Raw genomic sequence first — 18,682 nt, 5'->3', positions numbered from 1 at the left:
GCGCGTGGCAGGCGCAGTGGCGGGCCTTCTTCATACAGCTTCCTCAAGAATGATATCGGCGATGCGCTCGGCGGCATCGACCTTGGCCAGGGCACGCGCGGCTTGCGCCATCTGCATGCGGCGGGCGGGATTTTCGGACAGTTCGCGCAGCAGTGCGGCAATGCCGTCGGCCAGCGTTCCATCCTGCTTCAGCAACACGGCCGCGTCGCGCTCGACCAGGTACTCCGCATTGCGGGTCTGGTGATCGTCGACGGCGGCGGGGAACGGCACCAGCACGCTGCCCACGCCCACCGCGCACAGCTCGGCCAGGGTGGACGCGCCCGCGCGGCACACCACCAGGTCAGCCCAGGCGAAGGCCTCGGCCATGTCGGCGATGAACGGGGTGATTTCAGCCTGCACGCCGGCCTTGGCATACGCCTCGACCGCTTCGGCATGCAGCTTCTCGCCGCTCTGGTGGCGCACCTGCACCGGCACGGCACTGCCCAGTGCAGCAATGGCCTGCGGCACGCCGGTGTTGAGTGCGCGCGCGCCCTGGCTGCCGCCCACCACCAGCAGCCGCAGCGGGCCCTGGCGATCGGCGAAGCGCTGTTCCGGCGGCGCGATGGCGGCGATTTCCGCGCGCACCGGGTTGCCCACGAACTCCTCGCCCTTGGCGAAGGTGCCCGGGAAACCGGTCAGCAGGCGGCGCGCGTAGCGGGCCAGGATGCGGTTGGTCATGCCCGGCGCACGGTTCTGTTCGTGTACCAGCAGCGGCAGGCCATGCAGGCGCGTGGCCATGCCACCGGGGCCGGAGGCGAAGCCACCGAAGGCGACCACGGCACGCGGCTGGCGCTTGCGGATGATCATGCCGGCCGCGCGCAGGGCGCGCATCAGCCGCCACGGCGCGCCCAGCAGGGCCAGCTTGCCCTTGCCGCGCAGGCCAGTGATGGCCAGCGTGTCGATCGGAATGTCGTGCTGCGGCACCAGGCGCGTTTCCATCGCACCGTCGGCCCCCATCCAGGTGACCGGCACGCCGCGCTGGCGCAGCACGCGGGCCACGGCCAGGCCGGGGAAGATGTGGCCACCGGTACCGCCGGCCAGGATCATCACCGGGCGGGCCTGGGTGGCCTGGGTGGAGGCGGTGCTCATGACAGCCTCCCGAAGGTCGGTTCGATGCGCGACTGCAGACGGCTGGTGCCACGTGCGGCGGCCGGTGCAGCGGCAGCCACCGGTTCGGCGCCCATCGGCGCGCTGGCGGCGGCCGGCGCGGCCGGCTCCGGCACGGGCGCGGCCACGGCGTCTTCGCCACCACCGATGCGCACGGCCTGGCGGCGCTCGGCGCGCTTCAGTTCATACGACACGCGCAGCAGCAGGCCCATCGCCACGCAGGTCATCAGCACCGACGAACCGCCCGACGAGATCAGCGGCAGGGTCAGGCCCTTGGTCGGCAGGATGCCCAGGTTCACGCCGATCGAGACGAAGGTCTGCATGCTGATCCACAGGCCGATGCCGAAGGCGATGTAGCCGGAGAAGTGGCGCTTCATTTCCACGCAGCGCATGCCCAGCCAGAAGGTGCGGCCGACCAGCAGCGCGTACAGGGCTACGATCACGCAGGTGCCCAGGAAGCCGAACTCCTCGGCGGTGACCGAGAAGATGAAGTCGGTATGCGCCTCGGGCAGGTAGTACAGCTTCTGCACCGAGTTGCCCAGGCCCACGCCGGTCCACTCGCCACGGCCCACGGCCATCAGCGCGTTGGACAGCTGGTAGCCGTCGCCCTGCTGGTCGGCCCACGGGTCCAGGAAGGAGGTGATGCGGCGCATGCGGTACGGCTCGATGATCGCCAGCGCGCTCATGCCGACCAGGCCGATGATCACCGGCATCGACATGCGCGGCATGTTGACGCCACCCAGCACCAGCATGCCGGCGGTGATCGCCAGCAGCAGGGTGGACGAACCGAAGTCCGGCTGCAGCAGCAGCAGCACCACCAGCGCACCGGCCACGCCCAGCGGCTTGAGCATCGCCGGCCAGGTTGCATTGACCTCGTCGCGGAAACGCACCAGGTAGCTGGACAGCCAGACGATGTAGAGGACCTTCACCGCTTCGACCGTCTGGAACTTGGAGATGCCCAGGTTGATCCAGCGGCGCGCGCCGTTGACGGTGCTGCCCAGGCCCGGCGTGAACACCGCCAGCAGCAGCACGAAGCAGCCCAGCAGCAGCAGCTGGTTGTACTGCTCGATCGACTTCAGCTCGGTGCGGGCGGCCACGACCGCCAGCACGATGCCCACTGCCAGGAAGATCAGGTGGCGGTTGAGGTAGTAGAACGGGCTGCTCATCAGCGCGATCGAGCTGGACGCCACCATGACCACGCCAATGCCCGTGAGCGCGATGATCGCGCCCAGCAGCCACTTGTCGTAGCTGCCTTCGATGGCTTCGAGGCGTGTTGCCTGGCGGGACAGGTCGTTCATTCTCAGCGCACCTTCAGGGTGGCAAGGCCGATCAGCACGAGCACGACCGAGATGATCCAGAAGCGCACGATCACGCGCGGCTCCGGCCAGCCCTTCAGCTCGAAGTGGTGGTGGATCGGCGCCATGCGGAACACGCGCTTGCCGGTCAGCTTGAACGAGGCCACCTGGATCATCACCGACAGGGTTTCGATGACGAACACGCCGCCCATGATCACCAGCACCAGCTCCTGGCGGGTGATGACCGCGATCGTGCCCAGCACCGCGCCCAGCGCCAGCGCGCCGATGTCGCCCATGAAGACCATGGCCGGGTAGGTGTTGAACCACAGGAAGCCCAGGCCCGCCCCGGCGATGGCCGCGCAGATGATGACCAGTTCACCGGCACCGGGGATCTGCGGGATCTGCAGGTAGTTGGCGAACACCACGTTGCCCGAGGCATAGGCGAACACGCCCAGGCCGCAGGCCACCAGCACGGTCGGCATGATCGCCAGGCCGTCCAGGCCGTCGGTCAGGTTGACCGCGTTGGAGAAGCCGACGATCCAGAAGTAGGCGATGGCCACGAAGCTGATGCCGGCCAGCGGCAGCGCGATCGACTTGAACATCGGGATGTAGAACGTCAGCGCCGCCGGCACGTCGGCGGTCTGCAGCAGGAAGATGCCCGCAGCCAGGCCGAAGATCGACTGCAGCAGGTACTTCCAGCGCGAGGCCAGGCCGTTCGGGTCACGGCGCACGATCTTGATCCAGTCGTCGTACCAGCCGATGGCGCCGAAGCACAGCATCACCGCCAGCACCAGCCACACGTAGCGGTTGCGCAGGTCGGCCCACATCAGCACCGACAGGGTGACGGTGAGCAGGATCAGCGAACCGCCCATGGTGGGCGTGCCGGCCTTGACGAAGTGGGTCTGCGGGCCGTCGGTACGGATCGGCTGGCCGCCCTTGAACTGGGCAAGCCGGCGGATCACCGCCGGGCCGAGCCACAGCGACAGGAACAGGGCCGTCAGCGCGGCAAGGATGGCGCGGAACGTCTGGTAGTTGAACAGCCCGAACAGGCTCTCCAACTGCTGCAACCATCGAGCCAGTTCATACAACATGCGGGGAATCCTCTCCTTGCGCCAGCAGCGCTTTGACAATCGTGTCCATGGCGCTGCCACGGGAACCCTTGACCAGGCAGCGCACGCCAGCGTGCAGCGCGTCCTTCAGCGCCTGCGACAGCGCGTCATGGGTGGGGAAATGACGGCCGCCTTCGCCGAAGGCGGTGGCGGCGGCGGCACTGAGCGGGCCCAGTGCGTACAGGCGCTTGAGACCGGCGGCGCGCGCACGCAGGCCGGCCTGCGCGTGCAGGGCTTCGGCATCCGGGCCCAGCTCGCGCATGTCGCCCAGCACCAGCCAGCCCTCTTCCGGGGCGGCGGCCAGGGCATCGATGGCGGCGGCCAGCGAACCGGGGTTGGCGTTGTAGCTGTCGTCAACCAGCACCGCACCGTTGTGCAGCTGATGGGCGATCTGGCGGCCGGGCACCGGCTGCGCGGCGGCCAGGCCCGACGCCACCAGGGCCAGGTCGATGCCCGCGGCCAGGGCCAGGCTGGCTGCGGCCAGCGCATTGCTGACGTTGTGCCGGCCCGGCAGGCCCAGCGCCACGCGGGCCTCGCCCATCGGAGTCGCCAGGGTGAACTGACTGCCCTGCGCACCACCGCGGATGTCGCGCGCGGTGACGTCGGCGCTGTGGTCCAGGCCGTAGCGCAGCACCTTGCAGCGCGCCGGGGTGCCGACGAAATGCTGTTCGAACCAGCGGCCGTAGGCATCATCGACATTGATGACGGCCACGCCATCGGCCGGCAGCGCGGCGTAGATCGCGCCCTTGGTCATCGCCACACCGAGCAGGCTGCCCATGCGTTCCAGATGGGCCGGGGCGATGTTGTTGACCAGCGCATAGCGCGGGCGGGCGATGTCGGTCAGGTAGGCGATGTCGCCCGGCTTGCCGGCACCCATCTCGTAGACGGCGTAGTCGGCATCTTCCGGTGCATCGATCACCGCCAGCGGCAGGCCGATCTCGTTGTTGCGGTTGCCCGGGTTGGCGTAGACCACTTTGTGCGCGTGCGTGGCCACCTGCTGCAGGATCGCCAGCAGCAGGCTCTTCACGCTGGTCTTGCCGTTGCTGCCGGTGATCGCGAACACCTCGGTGTCGCGGTCGCGCTGCATGCCGGCGGCAATCTTCGCCAGGGCCAGTTCGCTGTCGGCCACCAGCACCTGCGGCACGTCCAGCGGCAGCAGGCGCTCGACCAGCAGCGCGCTGGCACCACGCGCCTGCGCATCGGCGGCGAAATCATGGCCGTCGAAACGCTCGCCGCGCAGGGCCACGTACAGGGTGCCCGCGCCCAGGCTGCGGGTGTCATTGCTGACCGCATCGATGGCCACGTCGTCGCCGTGGATCTCGCCACCGGCCCAGTGCGCGATCAGCGAAAGCAGGGTGCGCTTCATGCGATGCCCTCCCCTGCCTGAGCAGGGCCCTCTTCCGCGTCCTGCGGCCGGGCCACTAGCGCATCCATGCGCGTCGCAAGTACACCGGCCTTGGCAGCCAGCGCGGCGGCCGACACTTCGGTGTCGTCGAAGTCGTGGCGCACGCCGTTGACTTCCTGATAGGGCTCGTGGCCCTTGCCGGCGATCAGGATGATGTCGCCCGCACCGGCACGCTTCACCGCCAGGCCGATCGCACGCGCGCGGCTGCGCTGCACGGTCACGGCGGAGGCATCGGTGAAGCCCGCGAGGATGTCGGCGACGATCACATCGCCATCCTCGCCACGCGGGTTGTCGTCGGTGACGATGACCTGGTTGGCCAGGCGCTCGGCAATGGCGGCCATCTGCGGGCGCTTGCCGGTATCGCGCTCGCCACCGCAGCCGAACACGCAGTACAGCGTGCCCTGCAGGTGGCCGTGCAGGCTGTCCAGTGCCTGTTCCAGCGCGTCGGGGGTGTGGGCGTAGTCGACCACCACGGTCGGCAGGCCATCTTCGCCGCCCAGGCGGTTCATGCGGCCACGGATCGGCTGCAGCGCCGACAGCACGTCGGCGATGCGCTCGACCGGTTCGCCCAGCGCATGCAGGCTGCCGGCCACGGCCAGCAGGTTGTCCACGTTGAAGCGGCCCAGCAGCGGCGACTGCACCGCAGCGCGCGCGCCATCGATGACCAGCTCGAAGCCGATGCCGCGACCGTCCAGCTGCAGGTTTTCCGCACGCACGCGGGCATCGGCGGCACCGCGCGAGCTCAGGCCGATGGCCTGCACGCTGGCCGGCAGGCCGGCAAACAGCTGGCGACCGAAGGCATCGTCCAGGTTCACCACCGCCGCCTTCAGGCCCGGGCGGTGGAACAGGCGCGCCTTGGCCGCGCCGTAGCTGGCCATGTCACCGTGGTAGTCCAGGTGGTCGCGGGTGAGGTTGGTGAACACCGCCACGTCGTAGTGCACGGCATCCACGCGGCCCTGGTCCAGCGCGTGCGAGCTGACTTCCATCGCCACCGCGCGCGCACCGTCGTTGCGCAGCTGCGCCAGAAGCGCATGCATCTGCAGCACCAGCGGGGTGGTGAAGCCGGTCGGCTCGATCGAACCATAAAGTCCGGCGCCCAACGTGCCGATACTTCCACTGGGCGTGCCGAGAAGGTGCCAGGCCTGGGCCAGCAGCTGCACGGTGGAGGTTTTGCCGTTGGTGCCGGTCACGCCCACCATCGTCATCGCGCGCGAGGGCGCACCATGGAACTGGTCGGCCATGGCGCCGAGGCGTGCGCGCAGGCCCGGCACGGCGATGGCATCGGCCGGTGCCGGCAGCTCGGCCGGAGCCGGCGGCTCGAACAGGATGGCGCTGGCACCGGCCGCACGCGCCTGTTCGACAAAGCCCAGGCCATGCGCGCCGAAACCGGCGATGGCGACGAAGGCGTTGCCGGGGCGCACGGCACGGCTGTCCAGCACCAGGCCGGTCAGGACGGGATCATTGCCCGCCAGGGCAACGTCCGGAAGCAACTGCGAAAGCAACATCGAAGGACTCATTGCGTGCCTCCCGCGGGCGGGGCCGGCACATGGTTCTGCGCGCTGGGCAGCGCGGCGTCGAATTCGGCGGCGGCATCGGCCGGCAGCGCAGCCTCGGCCGGCGGCGCCGGCAGGATGGAGGCCGAATGCCCCATCTTTCCCGACTGCTGGGCGGCCAGCCACGACTGCAGGTCGTCCAGCGGGACGTCCATCAGGCGCAGGGTGCCTTCCATCACGTTGTGGTACACCGGCGCCGAGACAAGGCCGCCATAGAACTTGCCGCCCTGCGGGTCGTTGATGACGATGACCGTGGCGAAGCGCGGGTTGGTGGCCGGCACCACGCCGGCGAACAGCGAGTTGTAGTGGCCACGCTCGTAGCCACCCGGGCCGGCCTTGCGCGCGGTGCCGGTCTTGCCGGCCACGTGGTAGCCGAGCACGGCCGCCTGCTTGGCGCCGCCCTGGGTCACCACCGTTTCCATCATCGACACGACCTGCTTGGCCACGCTCTCGTCGATGATCTGCTTGCCTTCGTTGCGCTGGCCCTTCACGAAGGTCGGGGCGATCAGCTTGCCGCCGTTGGCCAGCGCCGAGTAGGCGGTAGCGATCTGCAGCGGCGTCACGTTCAGGCCATAGCCGTAGGACATGGTGGTCTTGGTGGCGCCATCCCAGTTGCCCGGGCGGCGCACCACGCCACCGGATTCACCGGGAAAACCGCTGTGCGGCACCGAGCCGTAACCGAAGCGGCGCACGCCGTCATAGAAGGTCTGGTCGGTCATCTTCGCAGCGATCTTGGCCGCGCCGATGTTCGAGCTGCGGGTGATCACGCCGGTCACGTTGAGCACGCCGTTGTTGCGCGGCACGTCGCGGATGGTGAAGCGGGCCACCTGCATGTAGCCCGGGTTCGTATCGATGATGGTGTCCTTGGTCACCGCACCGGACTGCAGCGCGGTGGCGATGGTCAGCGGCTTCATCGTCGAACCCGGCTCGACCAGGTCGGTCACGGCGCGGTTGCGGCGCGTATCGGGCACGGCACCGTTGAGCGAATTCGGGTTGTAGGTCGGCAGGTTGACCATGGCCAGGATTTCGCCCGTGGCCACGTCCATGATCACCATCGAGCCACCGGCAGCCTTGTTGGCCACCAGCGCACTGCGCAGTTCCTTGAAGGCCAGGTACTGGATGCGGCGGTCGATGCTGAGGGTCAGGTCCTTGCCCGGCTCGGCGGCGCGCAGCAGGTCGCTCTCCACCGTCTCGCCCTTGCGGTTGCGGATCACCCGCTTGGCGCCGGCCTTGCCGCGCAGCCATTCGTCGAAGGCCAGTTCCAGCCCTTCCTGGCCGCGGTCATCGATATTGGTGAAGCCCAGCACGTGCGCCATCGCCTCACCCTGCGGGTAGAAGCGGCGGAACTCGCGCTGCGCGGCCACGCCCGGAATCTTCAGCGCGACCACTTTCTCTGCCTCGTCCGGATTGATCCGGCGGCGCAGGTACATGAATTCCTTGTCCGACTTCTGCGACAGGCGGCTGCTCAGCTCGTCCACCGACATGCCCACGGCCTGGGCCAGTTCGGGGATGCGGTCCGGCGCGCGCAGCAGGTCCTGCGGGTTCACCCAGATCGAAGCGACCGGGGTGGACACCGCCAGCGGCTCGCCGTTGCGGTCGGTGATCATGCCGCGCGAGGTCTTGATCGGCAGTTCGCGCAGGTAGCGCGCCTCGCCCTGGCGCTGGTAGAAATCGCTGTTGATGATCTGCACGTACGCCGCGCGACCAACCAGCGACACCGAGCACAGGCCGAGCGCCAGCGCGACCCAGCGCAGGCGCTGGCGCAGGTTGAAGGCGTTGCGTGGGCGGTTGCGGCCGGTCTTGCTCATGGGCGCACCACCACCACGTCGGCGGCTTCGGGGAACTTCATGCCCAGCTTCTCGCGGGCCACGCGGTCGACGCGGTTGGCTTCGGCCAAAGTGGCCTGTTCCAGCTGCAGGCGGCCGAATTCCAGGTTGATGTCATCACGCGTGCGCTCGGCACGCGACAGCTCGATGAACGTCTGCCGATGACGGTGACGCACGAACACGACGCCGATCGCCGAGGCCACGGTGCAGGCCAACAGGATGATCAGCAGCAGCCGGCTCATGCATCGGCCTCCCGCTTCTGTGCCACGCGCAGCACGGCGCTGCGGGCACGCGGGTTGGCGGCCAGCTCTTCATCGGTGGCCTTGATGGCACCGCCGATCAGATCCAGGGTCGGCACGAACGCCACGGCCTCGGGCAGGCGGCGGTTGGCCGGCGGCGCCTTGGCCAGGCGGTTCATGTACTGCTTGACGATGCGGTCTTCCAGCGAGTGGAAGCTGATCACCGCCAGGCGGCCACCGGGCTTGAGCCGTTCCACGGCCGCATCGAGCCCGGCTTCCAGATCGGCCAGCTCGCGGTTGATGTGGATGCGGATGGCCTGGAAGCTGCGCGTGGCCGGGTGGATCTTGTCCTTGCCACGCGGCATCACCGAAGCGATCAGCTCGGCCAGTTCGGCGGTGCGGGTAAACGGCTGCTTCTCGCGGCGGGCGACGATGGCACGGGCGATGCGGCGGCTCTGCCGCTCTTCGCCGTAGGTCCACAGCACATCGGCAATCTCGCGGTCTTCGACGCGGTTGATCCACTGCGCCGCGCTTTCGCCGCTGTCCGGGTCCATGCGCATGTCCAGCGGGCCGTCCTTGCCGAAGCTGAAACCCCGCTCGGCCACGTCCAGCTGCGGCGAGGACACGCCGAGGTCGAACAGCACGCCATCCAGGCCTTCGGCCGTCGCTTCCCACTGCAGCAGCTGGGCGAAGCTGCCACGGAAAATGGACACGCGCGGGTCCGGCGCGAAATCGCGCTCGGCTACGGCGATGGCTTCCGGATCCTTGTCCATGACCAGCAGGCGCCCCTCCGGGCCCAACTGGGTGAGCACGCCACGTGCATGACCGCCACGACCGAACGTGCCATCCAGATAACGTCCGTTTTCGATCACCCTCAGGCCGTCAATGACCTGGGTGTACAGGACCGGCAGGTGCACCGCCGGCGACTGCGACACCGGAAGGTGACCGGTCTGCGCTTCTGGGCGCATCCGGGCACCCCGGCTCACAACTTCAGGTCGAGCAACCCATCACCCAGATCCTCGTCAGACAATGTCTGCTGGATCAGGGCCCGATGCGCCTGCTCGCTCCACAATTCGAACTTGTCGCCCATACCGAGCAATACCGCCTTTTTTTCAATGCCCACCGCACCGCGGTGGCTGGCGGGAATGCTGATACGACCGTTGCCGTCCAGCTCGAGATGGGCGGCCGAACCGACCAGCTTCTGCTGCAACAGGCGCACGACACGCTGGGTGTTGGGCTTGGACATCACGTCGTCGCGGACCCGTTCCCATTCCGATTCGGCATACAGCCACAGGCAGCCGGCTTCGAACGGGTTGTAGGTAAGAACGAGACGGTTGTTGCTGGCACGCGCGACGAGGTCGCGGTAGGCGGTGGGAACCGCCATGCGTCCTTTATCGTCAACTGTGATGGCCGTCTCGCCCTGGAACACGACGCGTGCACCTTTCCTTCGCCCGGTGAAACATTGAACCACGAAAACCCACAAAACACCCGGATTTCCCTCTGATGCCCACCTTAGCAGCGGCCCTAGGGTTGTCAACAACTTTTCAGCGGGGAAATCGCCAGCCACATCAATGGCTTGCAGCAATGTTTAGAGAATTGTTCAAGGCTTATCCACAAGTTGCTGATCCGTCTCAATTTTTGAGATTGAACAGAAGTTCAGGGGTGTGGAGAGCGCGTGAAACATGGGCTGCGCATTCATCAAAAACGGGCTGAAAGCGGCGTCGCTCTGCGCAAACCGGGCACAATGACGCCATGTGCCTGCTTGCTCTTGGCTGGTTGCATCACCCGCGCTGGCGACTGGTGATGACCGGCAACCGCGATGAGTTCCACGCCCGCCCGACGGCGGCCCTGGCCCCCTGGCAGGACGAGCCGTCCATCATCGGCGGGCGCGACCTGCGTTCGGGCGGTGGCTGGGCCGGCGTCGGCGGTGCCGGCCGCATGGCCGTGGTCACCAACGTGCGTGACCCGCTGGCCGCCCAGGCCGGCCCTTCGCGCGGCGCGCTGGTGGCCGATTTCCTGCGCGGCCGCGACCCGGCCGCCGTGCACATGGACCGCCTGGCCGGCATCGCCGCGGCGTATGCCCCGTTCAACCTGTTGTTGGCCGATAGCGACAGCCTCGAGTACCTGGGCAACCATCCGGCCGAGCGCCAGACCCTGGGCCCGGGCGTGCACGGCATGTCCAACGGCGCACTGGACGCGCCCTGGCCGAAGACCCGCAGGTTGATGGACGCCCTCTCGGCGTGGCTGGAAGCAGATGGAGACCTGGCCCCGCTCTGGGCCGCCCTCGCCGACGAGCACCGCCCCGCCGACAGCGAGCTGCCCGACACCGGCATCGGCCTGGAGCGCGAGCGCTGGCTGAGCCCGGCCTTCATCCGCGGCGACGACTACGGCACGCGCGCCAGCACGGTGCTGCTGATCGATGCCGCGGGCCGTGGGCAGATGCACGAACGTCGCTTCGGCGCGCAGGGCGTGTTCCTGGGCGAAAGCCGCGTCGACTTCTGAATTGATCGCGCTTGCCCGGTAGATCCACGCCATGCGTGGATGGAATTGCCGATACGAGAAATGGAGGCGGAGCCGGCCGATAAGCCGGGTTCTGTCGTGGACAGTCATTCCTCTAGGCGTTACGTCACCGCAACGCTCAAGCAACCTACCCGGATCCAACGCGGGCCGCGCCAATGGATCCCTATTTGGTCTTGCTCCAGGTGGGGTTTGCCGTGCCGGTCTGTTACCAGACTCGCGGTGCGCTCTTACCGCACCATTTCACCCTTACCGGCCTTCCGAAGAAGACGTAGGCGGTATCTTTCTGTTGCACTTTCCGTCGGCTTGCGCCGCCCAGGCGTTACCTGGCACCTTGCCCTATGGAGCCCGGACTTTCCTCGGCACCCCCGAAGGGATGACGCGACTGTCTGGCCGGCTCCGCCAACGCGCATTCTAGCGCACGCACGCCTTTTCTGCCGTGCTGATCGCGGCGCCTGGTTCATCCATCCACGCATGGCGTGGATCTACTGGCGGATGCGTCAGTAGAGCCACGCCATGCGTGGCTGCGGCCATCCATCAACTGCCGTACAACGCCTTGCGCGGGGCTCCGGTCAGTTCGGCGGCCAGCTTGGCGGCGGTCGACGGCGGCAGGTGCTCGCTCAGCTTGGCATAGACGTGGCGGCCGTGCGCCAGCTGCGCCTCGGCATCGTCGCCGGCGCCCTGCACCATCACCACGAATTCGCCCTTGCGCTGGTTCTCGTCGGCTTCGACCTTGGCCAGCAGGCCGGCCAGATCGCCGTCCAGCACGGTCTCGAACAGCTTGGTCAGCTCGCGCGCCAGCACCGCCGGGCGCTCGGCGCCGAAGATCGCCGACATGTCCGCCAGCGATTCAACGATGCGGTGCGACGATTCGTAGAACACCATCGTGCGCACCTCGCCGGCCAGCGCCTGCAGGCGGTCGCGGCGGCCACTGGCCTTGGCGGGCAGGAAGCCCTCGAAGCTGAAGCGATCGCTGGGCAGGCCGGCCACGCTGAGCGCGGCGATGGCCGCACAGGCGCCGGGAATGGGGCTGACCTTGATGCCAGCCGCACGCGCGGCGCGCACCAGGCGGAAACCCGGGTCGCTGACCAGCGGCGTGCCGGCATCGCTGACCAGGGCCAGCGACTCGCCGGCCTGCAGGCGCGCCACCAGGCGCTGCGACAGCGCCTCTTCGTTGTGTTCGTGCAGGGCCACCAGCGGCTGCTGGATGCCGAAATGGGACAGCAGCTGGCCGCTGCGGCGGGTGTCTTCGGCACAGATGGCCGCCACCGAGCGCAGCACCTCCTGCGCGCGCGGGCTCAGATCGGCCAGGTTGCCGATCGGCGTGGCGACGACATACAGGGTTGGCACACTCATTTCAGCGGTACTCACGGGGCAAGGGTAGAATCCTAGCGTGTACCTGGCCAAGGCCGCTGCCCTCATCGCATGGACCCGATCATGAACAAGCCCGCCGCACGCATCTCCGCCCTGTCGTTGTCGCTGATGCTTCTGGCCGGTTGTGCCACCACCAGTCTTACCAGCGCCCCCGAATCGCCGGCCCAGAGCCAGGCGCTGGCGCTGATCGAACAAGGCAAGCCGCGCGACGCTGCCCTGCAGCTGGAAGCGCAGGCCGCCACCCTGCGCGGCGGTGCCCGCAGCAACACCCTGGCCGATGCGGCCTGGGCCTGGCACCTGGCCGGTGACAGCGCCCGCGCGCGCAGCCTGCTGGGCCAGCTGACCGCGCGCCAGCTGTCCGGCGCCAGCCTGCAGCGCTTCCAGCTGGCCAGCGCCGAGCTGGCCCTGGCCGACCAGCAGCCTGCACAGGTTCTGGTCCTGCTGAAGGACCCGGGCGACAACGTGCACCCCAGCCTGCGCACGCGCTGGCACCTGGCCCGCGCCGCCGCGCTGCAGGCCAGTGGTGACGGCTTCGCCGCTGCCGGTGAGCGCGCCCGCGCCCACGCCGGCCTGGCGGGCACCGCCCGCAGCGAGAACCAGACCGCCATCGCCGGCCTGCTCGGCACGCTGGACGACGCCAACCTGCGCAGCCGTGCCGCCGCGCTGCCGGCCAACGACCCGCTGTACAACTTCGCTGGCCGCGCGCTGATCGCCCGTGGCCTGCCGCTGCCGCGCCCGTTCGACCGCGAGGGCGCGGCCCAGTTCGATACCAGCAAGCGCCCGCCGGCCATGAGCGACGGCTACCGCCCGCCGGCGAAGATGGCCGTGCTGCTGCCGCTGAGCGGCCGCCTGGCCACCGCCGCACAGCCGGTGCGCGATGGCCTGCTGACCGCCTATTACGGTGAAAGCCGCCGCCGCCCGGACATCAACTTCTTCGATACCGCCGGTACGCCTGCCGGCGCGCTGGCGGCCTATGACAAGGCCGTGGCCTCCGGCGCCGACTTCGTGGTCGGCCCGCTGGGCCGCGACGAGGTGGATGCGGTGTATGGCCGCCAGCCGCTGCAGGTGCCGGTGCTGGCGCTGAACCGTGGCAAGGATGCGCCGCCGGCCGGCAGCGCAGGCTTCTCGCTGGCACCGGAAGACGATGGCATCGTGGCCGCCGAGTACCTGCGTGGCCGCGAGCGCAACCGCGCCCTGGTGATCAGCAGCAACGACGACACCGGCCGCCGCGCCGCTGCCGCCTTCGCCCAGCGTTTTGCCCAGCGCGGTGGCCAGGTGGCCGCCACGGTGGCCGTGGCTGAAGCCGTGGGCGATGTCAGCGCGCAGGTGCGCAATGCCGGCCAGATCGATGCGGTGTTCCTGGCGGTGCGTGCGCCGCAGGCACGGCTGCTGGCGCCGCAGCTGGCGCTGGCCGGTGCCGGTGGCGCCACCCGCGTCGGCACCAGCCAGCTGACCACCGGCAGCGGCAAGGCCGAGGAAGACGTGGCGCTGGACGGCATCATCTACCCGAACGAAGCCTGGAACGTGCGCAGCGTGTCCGGCGTGCCGTCGGCCGCACAGGTGGGCCAGACCCTGCCCAGTGCGCGCGGTGCCGCTGGCCGCCTGTTCGCCTTCGGTGCCGATGCGTGGAAGATCAGCGCCTATCTGGAAAAGCTGTCGAACGAAGGCGGCCTGGATGGCGCCACCGGTACGCTGTACCTGGACAGCAACGGCAACATCCTGCGCCAGCCGGCGTGGTCCACCTTCAGCGGTGGCCGCCCGATGCCGATCGTCGGTGGTCGCTGAGCACCTGCAACGGGGCTCGGCGGTGGAAGCCGCCGCCGAGCAGCACCTGCAACAGGCCGGGTTGCAGCCGCGCGCACGCAACGTGCGTTACCGCGGTGGCGAACTGGACCTGGTGATGGACGACGCGGGCACCGTGGTGTTCGTGGAGGTGCGTTACCGCGCGCGTTCGGATTTCGGCGGCGGCGCCGCCTCGGTGGATGCACGCAAATGCCGGCGCCTGGCGCACGCCGCGCTGCTGTATCTGCAGGATCACCCTGCCCTGGCCGATGCGCCCTGCCGGTTTGATGTGGTGGACGCCAGTGGCGATCCGCCGCAGCTGCGTTGGCTGCGTGATGCGTTCCGGCTGGATGATTGCTGATGGCTGCCCATTGCCGGCCAGCGGCCGGCACTACCCCGAGCGATTGCCGGCCAGCGGCCGGCACTACCACGGTGTGTGACTGATGCCGTCGATCATCACCCATGCCGCCGTGCCGCTGGCGCTGTGGTGCGCCGCTGACCGCGGCCGCATTCCGCCGCGCCTGCTGGCCGCTGGCGTGATCGCCGCCATGCTGCCCGATGCCGACGTGCTGGCCTTCGCCCTGCACATTCCCTATGCCGATGCGTTCGGCCACCGCGGCGCCAGCCATTCGCTGCTGTTTGCGCTGGTCGTGGCGGCCTTGGCGACGCTGTTGCTGAGCTTTGGTAGTCGCCGACCTTGGTCGGCGGTTCTGTGCCAACCAAGGTTGGCATCTACCACGGCGCGGCCAACCGCGGCATCGACCGTGCAGGCCGCGGTCTTCGTCCTGGTCTGCGCGGCCAGCCATCCGCTGCTGGATGCGATGACCTCGGGCGGGCTGGGCGTTGCCCTGGCCTGGCCGTGGAGCGAGCACCGCTTCTTCGCACCGTGGCGACCGATCCGCGTATCACCGTTTGCCCCGCAGTTCTTCAGCGCGCGTGGCCTGGCCACGTTGCTGTCCGAACTGCGCTGGGTGTGGCTGCCGCTGGCCACCGCCGTGGTCGCCTGGAAACTGATCCACCCTGCCCCTGCCGTTCCCCGGGAACCCTCATGAGTACTGCCCTGCCCGCCCCCCTCGTTGCCGAACTGTCCGCCCTGCTGGGCGCGGAGGGCTGGCGCATGGATGACACCGCGCTGGAGGCCAACGCGCAGGACAATTCCTGGCGCCGGCAGCGCCCGGAAGCCGTGGCCCTGCCGGCCGATATCGGGCAGGTGCAGGCCCTGGTGCGTGCGTGCCGCGCGCATGGCGTGGCGCTGGTGGCGCGCGGCGCGGGCACCGGCACCACCGGCGCGGCGGTGCCGCAGCCGGGCAGCATCGTGCTCTCGTTCACCCGCATGGACCGCATCATTGACATCCGTGCCGGTGACCGCTGCGCCGTGGTGCAGCCGGGCGTCCTGAACGGCACGCTGCAGCAGGCACTGGCACCGCATGGCCTGTTCTGGGCACCGGACCCCTCCAGTGCGGATATCTGCAGCATCGGTGGCAACCTGGCCTGCAACGCCGGCGGCCCGCGCGCGGTGAAGTACGGGACCAGCCGCGACAACGTGCTGGGGCTGGTGGCGGTCACCGGCGCCGGCGAAGTGATCCGCTGCGGCGGCGCCTACACCAAGGACGCCACCGGCTACGACCTGACCCATCTGCTGGTGGGCAGCGAAGGCACGCTGGCACTCATCGTGGAGGCCACCCTGAAGCTGACGCCGCTGCCGGTCAGCCAGGCCGGCCTGCGCGTGCTGTACCGCGATGCCGACGCCGCCGCTGCCGCCGTATCGCGGCTGATGTCGCAGCCGGTCGTGCCCACCCGCCTGGAATTCATGGATGCACGCAGCCTGGAGCTGCTGCGGTTGAATGGCGCCGATGTTCCCGAGGCCGGCGCGATGCTGCTGGTCGAAGCCGATGGCGACCACGACACTCTGCCCTACCTGCTGCAGGCGCTGGCCAGCGCCGCCGAAGGCGAGGGCATGATCGAACTGGACGTGGCGATGGAAGGCCGCGCGCGCGACCAGCTGTGGGCCGCCCGCAAGGCGCTGTCGCCCGCGCTGCGCAGTGTTGCCCCGGGCAAGATCAACGAAGACGTGGTGGTGCCGGTATCGCGCATTCCCGATCTGGTGGCCGGCGTGCAGGCACTGGCGCGCGACTACACGCTCACCATCGTCACCTTCGGCCACGCCGGCAACGGCAACCTGCACGTCAACATCCTCTACCACCCTGAGGATGCCGAGGAGAACGCACGCGCGCAGGCCGCGCTGCCGAAGATCTTCGAGCTGACGCTGGCACTGGGCGGCACACTGTCCGGCGAACATGGCATTGGCATCGCCAAGCGCGATTTCATGGCCCAGGCGTTCACCGCGGAGACGCTGGCGGCGATGCGTGCGATCAAGGCGGCGCTGGACCCGGATGGGATTCTCAACCCGGGCAAGGTGCTGCCGGCGGCATAAATGCCGCTGTAGAGTCGAGCTTGCTCGACTGTCGTCGGCCGCAGTCGAGCAAGCTCGACTCTACGAATAGCAGTTTGTCGCAATCGGCATGCGTTGACGCTCTTCGCCGAGACGCTGCAACGATTCGTATTTTTTCTACTTTGCAACTTTCCTCATTGGGCGCCAGGCGCTTGCGGCCAATCATGGGCGCGCCACCGACAACGGGTGGCACGGGACTCCAATCCCGTTCTGATCTGAAGGTTGTATACGTTTGTCTGCCGGCGTCGCGCATCCCGTGTGCGTGGCGTCGGCAGGCACTCTGTCCGCGCATCTATGGCGGGCGGTGCGTGGAGGGTTTCGGCCCGCCGGCTTCATTCAGATCACCGGTATTGGAGCCACGCATCGTCCGCCACCCTCGCGTTCCCGCGCGGGTGGCATCCCGGTTTCATGCACAAGGACGCCAAGATGACCGCAATCGAATATCCCTGTCTGTTCGCCACGCTGGGCGAAGCCGCCAAGCAGTTGCCCGATGATCTGGCACGCGCACTGGAACGCACGCTTGCCGCCACCCCTGCGGCGAATGACTCTGAGTACACGCCTGGCAGCATCACCGTACTGGACTGCCTGCAGCGCATCCGCCAGGGCGAAGCCGCCGATGGCCAGCCATGGCCGAGCGATGGCCATACACCCGGCCAATGCATGGCGCTGGCGGGCATTGATCGTGCCAATGCCGGGCAGACCTTCCTGCTGGAACTGCTGCACGCCATCGAACGCACCCGCGTGGATGGCGATGAAAACCCACAGATGGGCGATGCCGCGCGCGAGGGGATTCTGTTTGCCTGCCGCGCGTTGGCCGAGTACGTGGGCGTGCAGGTACGCGCGGCGTAGCGGGCGCCATCCTGCACCTGCACCTGCACCGCGACGCGGTAGCGCCGGGCCAAGCCCGGCGTGTCCCTGTATCAGGCGAAGTGCTGGTATCCGCCGCTGGCGGGTTCACCATCGACCTGCACGCCCTGCCCTTCGGTGATGCGGCCGACGCGGGTCAGCGGCACATCCAGCGATTCGGACAGGTACAGCAGCGCATCGCGCTGGTCGGCTGCAGCGGTGAAGCACAGTTCGTAATCGTCGCCGCCACGCAGCGCGCACTCACGCGCACCGTCGCGGCCCAGCAGGCCACGCAGTTCGGGCGAGATCGGCAGCACGTCGGCATCGATCTGTGCAGCAACGCCACTGCGCGCCGCGATATGGCCCAGATCGGCCACCAGGCCATCGGACAGATCCACGGCGGCATGCGCGAAGGCACGCAGGCGCAGGCCGAGGGTGACCCGCGGGGTGGGACGCAGCAGGCGCAGGCGCAGGGTTTCGTAGTCACCCAGCAGGGTGGCGGTGGCCACGTCCAGCGCGCCCTGCTGCCAGAGCTTCAGTGCACCGGCGGCGTCACCGATCGTGCCGCTCACCCAGACATCGTCACCCACCTGGGCGCGGTCGCGGCGCAGCGCCTGGCCGCGGCCAACCTGGCCCATCGCGGTCACCGTCAACGACAGCGGGCCGCGCGTGGTGTCGCCCCCCACGAGGGCCATGTCGTGCTGGTCGGCCAGGGCGAAGAAGCCTTCGGCGAAGGCGTCGATCCACTCTTCGCTGGTGTCCGGCAGGGACAGTGCCAGCGTGCACCACGCCGGGCGTGCGCCCATCGCGGCCAGGTCAGACAGATTGACCGCCAGGGTCTTCCAGCCGATGTCGTAGGCAGGGGTTTCCGCCGGGAAATGCACGCCGCTGTTGAGCGTATCGGCGGTGACGACCAGTTGTTCGTTGGCACGCGGCTGCAGCAGCGCGGCGTCATCGCCGATGCCGAGCAGGATGTCGTCGCGCTCGCTGGTGCGCGCGCGGATACGGTCGATGAGGGCGAATTCGGCCAGGGACATGGGGCGCTCCGGCGGGTTGCATGGATGGGCGGCGGGCGCGAATGCGGGCGGATCGTGCCGATCGGATGGAACCGCCGGGGTAGAGTCGACTGTCAGTCGAC

General features: G+C 68.8%; 17 protein-coding genes and 1 other RNA gene. 6 read left to right on the top strand and 12 right to left on the bottom strand.

Features of this window, described 5'->3' with window-relative positions; translation table 11 throughout:
• Positions 1–30: 30 nt before the first annotated feature.
• From murG to mraZ, 9 genes are read right to left on the bottom strand one after another with little or no spacing between them, the layout of a single operon-like run.
• The gene (gene murG / locus C1927_RS03630) at positions 31–1,128 is read right to left on the bottom strand and encodes an undecaprenyldiphospho-muramoylpentapeptide beta-N-acetylglucosaminyltransferase (protein WP_079220630.1); all 1,098 of its coding nucleotides are present in this window, start codon (positions 1,126–1,128) and stop codon (positions 31–33) included.
• A complete protein-coding gene (gene ftsW / locus C1927_RS03625; protein ID WP_079220629.1) occupies positions 1,125–2,444 on the bottom strand; it encodes a putative lipid II flippase FtsW in 1,320 nt (439 codons plus the stop codon). The genes murG and ftsW overlap by 4 nt, the downstream gene beginning before the upstream one ends.
• 2 nt (positions 2,445–2,446) lie before the next feature.
• Positions 2,447–3,532: a phospho-N-acetylmuramoyl-pentapeptide-transferase gene (gene mraY / locus C1927_RS03620; RefSeq protein ID WP_079220628.1), complete on the bottom strand. Its 1,086-nt coding sequence runs from the start codon at positions 3,530–3,532 to the stop codon at positions 2,447–2,449.
• Positions 3,522–4,916, bottom strand: coding sequence for a UDP-N-acetylmuramoyl-tripeptide--D-alanyl-D-alanine ligase (murF, locus tag C1927_RS03615; protein ID WP_108745960.1), 1,395 nt, complete (start codon positions 4,914–4,916; stop codon positions 3,522–3,524). Before murF ends, mraY begins: the two co-directional genes overlap by 11 nt.
• Entirely contained in the window at positions 4,913–6,472 is a 1,560-nt protein-coding gene (locus C1927_RS03610; protein WP_254051536.1) for a UDP-N-acetylmuramoyl-L-alanyl-D-glutamate--2,6-diaminopimelate ligase, read from the bottom strand. Before C1927_RS03610 ends, murF begins: the two co-directional genes overlap by 4 nt.
• The gene (locus C1927_RS03605; RefSeq protein WP_108745959.1) at positions 6,469–8,316 is read right to left on the bottom strand and encodes a penicillin-binding protein 2; all 1,848 of its coding nucleotides are present in this window, start codon (positions 8,314–8,316) and stop codon (positions 6,469–6,471) included. The genes C1927_RS03610 and C1927_RS03605 overlap by 4 nt, the downstream gene beginning before the upstream one ends.
• Entirely contained in the window at positions 8,313–8,576 is a 264-nt protein-coding gene (ftsL, locus tag C1927_RS03600) for a cell division protein FtsL (protein WP_079220624.1), read from the bottom strand. Before ftsL ends, C1927_RS03605 begins: the two co-directional genes overlap by 4 nt.
• Complete coding sequence (gene rsmH, locus C1927_RS03595; RefSeq protein ID WP_108745958.1) at positions 8,573–9,541, bottom strand: 16S rRNA (cytosine(1402)-N(4))-methyltransferase RsmH; 969 nt, start codon at positions 9,539–9,541, stop codon at positions 8,573–8,575. Before rsmH ends, ftsL begins: the two co-directional genes overlap by 4 nt.
• Before the next feature lie 14 nt (positions 9,542–9,555).
• Complete coding sequence (mraZ, locus tag C1927_RS03590) at positions 9,556–10,002, bottom strand: division/cell wall cluster transcriptional repressor MraZ (protein ID WP_004143635.1); 447 nt, start codon at positions 10,000–10,002, stop codon at positions 9,556–9,558.
• A gap of 323 nt (positions 10,003–10,325) precedes the next feature.
• Between mraZ and C1927_RS03585 the strand changes: the two genes are divergently transcribed.
• Positions 10,326–11,075: an NRDE family protein gene (locus tag C1927_RS03585; protein WP_108745957.1), complete on the top strand. Its 750-nt coding sequence runs from the start codon at positions 10,326–10,328 to the stop codon at positions 11,073–11,075.
• 64 nt (positions 11,076–11,139) lie between these two features.
• On the opposite strand, the gene rnpB is transcribed toward C1927_RS03585, so the two are convergent.
• Positions 11,140–11,491, bottom strand: an RNA gene (gene rnpB / locus C1927_RS03580) — RNase P RNA component class A.
• A gap of 136 nt (positions 11,492–11,627) precedes the next feature.
• Positions 11,628–12,446: a 16S rRNA (cytidine(1402)-2'-O)-methyltransferase gene (gene rsmI / locus C1927_RS03575; protein WP_079220621.1), complete on the bottom strand. Its 819-nt coding sequence runs from the start codon at positions 12,444–12,446 to the stop codon at positions 11,628–11,630.
• An 81-nt stretch (positions 12,447–12,527) separates the two neighbouring features.
• Here rsmI and C1927_RS03570 point away from each other — a divergent pair, with 81 nt between their 5' ends.
• The 5 genes from C1927_RS03570 (at position 12,528) to C1927_RS03550 (ending at position 17,547) form a co-directional block, all read left to right on the top strand.
• A complete protein-coding gene (locus C1927_RS03570) occupies positions 12,528–14,249 on the top strand; it encodes a penicillin-binding protein activator (protein WP_079225089.1) in 1,722 nt (573 codons plus the stop codon).
• Positions 14,239–14,607, top strand: coding sequence for a YraN family protein (locus C1927_RS03565; protein ID WP_174208667.1), 369 nt, complete (start codon positions 14,239–14,241; stop codon positions 14,605–14,607). Before C1927_RS03570 ends, C1927_RS03565 begins: the two co-directional genes overlap by 11 nt.
• An 82-nt stretch (positions 14,608–14,689) precedes the next feature.
• Complete coding sequence (locus tag C1927_RS03560) at positions 14,690–15,298, top strand: metal-dependent hydrolase (protein WP_108745956.1); 609 nt, start codon at positions 14,690–14,692, stop codon at positions 15,296–15,298.
• A complete protein-coding gene (locus C1927_RS03555) occupies positions 15,295–16,680 on the top strand; it encodes an FAD-linked oxidase C-terminal domain-containing protein (protein WP_108745955.1) in 1,386 nt (461 codons plus the stop codon). The genes C1927_RS03560 and C1927_RS03555 overlap by 4 nt, the downstream gene beginning before the upstream one ends.
• Positions 16,681–17,124: 444 nt before the next feature.
• Positions 17,125–17,547 (top strand): hypothetical protein, encoded by a 423-nt coding sequence (locus tag C1927_RS03550; RefSeq protein ID WP_108747760.1) that lies wholly within the window; start codon positions 17,125–17,127, stop codon positions 17,545–17,547.
• 71 nt (positions 17,548–17,618) lie between these two features.
• Here the strand turns inward: C1927_RS03550 and thiL are convergent, their stop codons facing one another.
• A complete protein-coding gene (gene thiL / locus C1927_RS03545) occupies positions 17,619–18,575 on the bottom strand; it encodes a thiamine-phosphate kinase (RefSeq protein WP_174208718.1) in 957 nt (318 codons plus the stop codon).
• Positions 18,576–18,682 lie beyond the last annotated feature (107 nt).

The sequence above is a fragment of the Stenotrophomonas sp. ZAC14D1_NAIMI4_1 genome (assembly GCF_003086775.1).
Classification (GTDB): domain Bacteria; phylum Pseudomonadota; class Gammaproteobacteria; order Xanthomonadales; family Xanthomonadaceae; genus Stenotrophomonas.
Note: the sequence above shows the minus strand (reverse complement) of the source record. Positions and strands in the feature narration are given on the sequence as shown.

Bases quoted from the DNA above. Each gene is read 5' to 3' on its own strand.
- murG (WP_079220630.1), bottom strand. From the start codon at position 1,128: ATGAGCACCGCCTCCACCCAGGCCACCCAGGCCCGCCCGGTGATGATC.
- ftsW (WP_079220629.1), bottom strand. From the start codon at position 2,444: ATGAACGACCTGTCCCGCCAGGCAACACGCCTCGAAGCCATCGAAGGC.
- mraY (WP_079220628.1), bottom strand. From the start codon at position 3,532: ATGTTGTATGAACTGGCTCGATGGTTGCAGCAGTTGGAGAGCCTGTTC.
- murF (WP_108745960.1), bottom strand. From the start codon at position 4,916: ATGAAGCGCACCCTGCTTTCGCTGATCGCGCACTGGGCCGGTGGCGAG.
- C1927_RS03610 (WP_254051536.1), bottom strand. From the start codon at position 6,472: ATGAGTCCTTCGATGTTGCTTTCGCAGTTGCTTCCGGACGTTGCCCTG.
- C1927_RS03605 (WP_108745959.1), bottom strand. From the start codon at position 8,316: ATGAGCAAGACCGGCCGCAACCGCCCACGCAACGCCTTCAACCTGCGC.
- ftsL (WP_079220624.1), bottom strand. From the start codon at position 8,576: ATGAGCCGGCTGCTGCTGATCATCCTGTTGGCCTGCACCGTGGCCTCG.
- rsmH (WP_108745958.1), bottom strand. From the start codon at position 9,541: ATGCGCCCAGAAGCGCAGACCGGTCACCTTCCGGTGTCGCAGTCGCCG.
- C1927_RS03585 (WP_108745957.1), top strand. From the start codon at position 10,326: ATGTGCCTGCTTGCTCTTGGCTGGTTGCATCACCCGCGCTGGCGACTG.
- rsmI (WP_079220621.1), bottom strand. From the start codon at position 12,446: ATGAGTGTGCCAACCCTGTATGTCGTCGCCACGCCGATCGGCAACCTG.
- C1927_RS03570 (WP_079225089.1), top strand. From the start codon at position 12,528: ATGAACAAGCCCGCCGCACGCATCTCCGCCCTGTCGTTGTCGCTGATG.
- C1927_RS03560 (WP_108745956.1), top strand. From the start codon at position 14,690: ATGCCGTCGATCATCACCCATGCCGCCGTGCCGCTGGCGCTGTGGTGC.
- C1927_RS03555 (WP_108745955.1), top strand. From the start codon at position 15,295: ATGAGTACTGCCCTGCCCGCCCCCCTCGTTGCCGAACTGTCCGCCCTG.
- C1927_RS03550 (WP_108747760.1), top strand. From the start codon at position 17,125: ATGACCGCAATCGAATATCCCTGTCTGTTCGCCACGCTGGGCGAAGCC.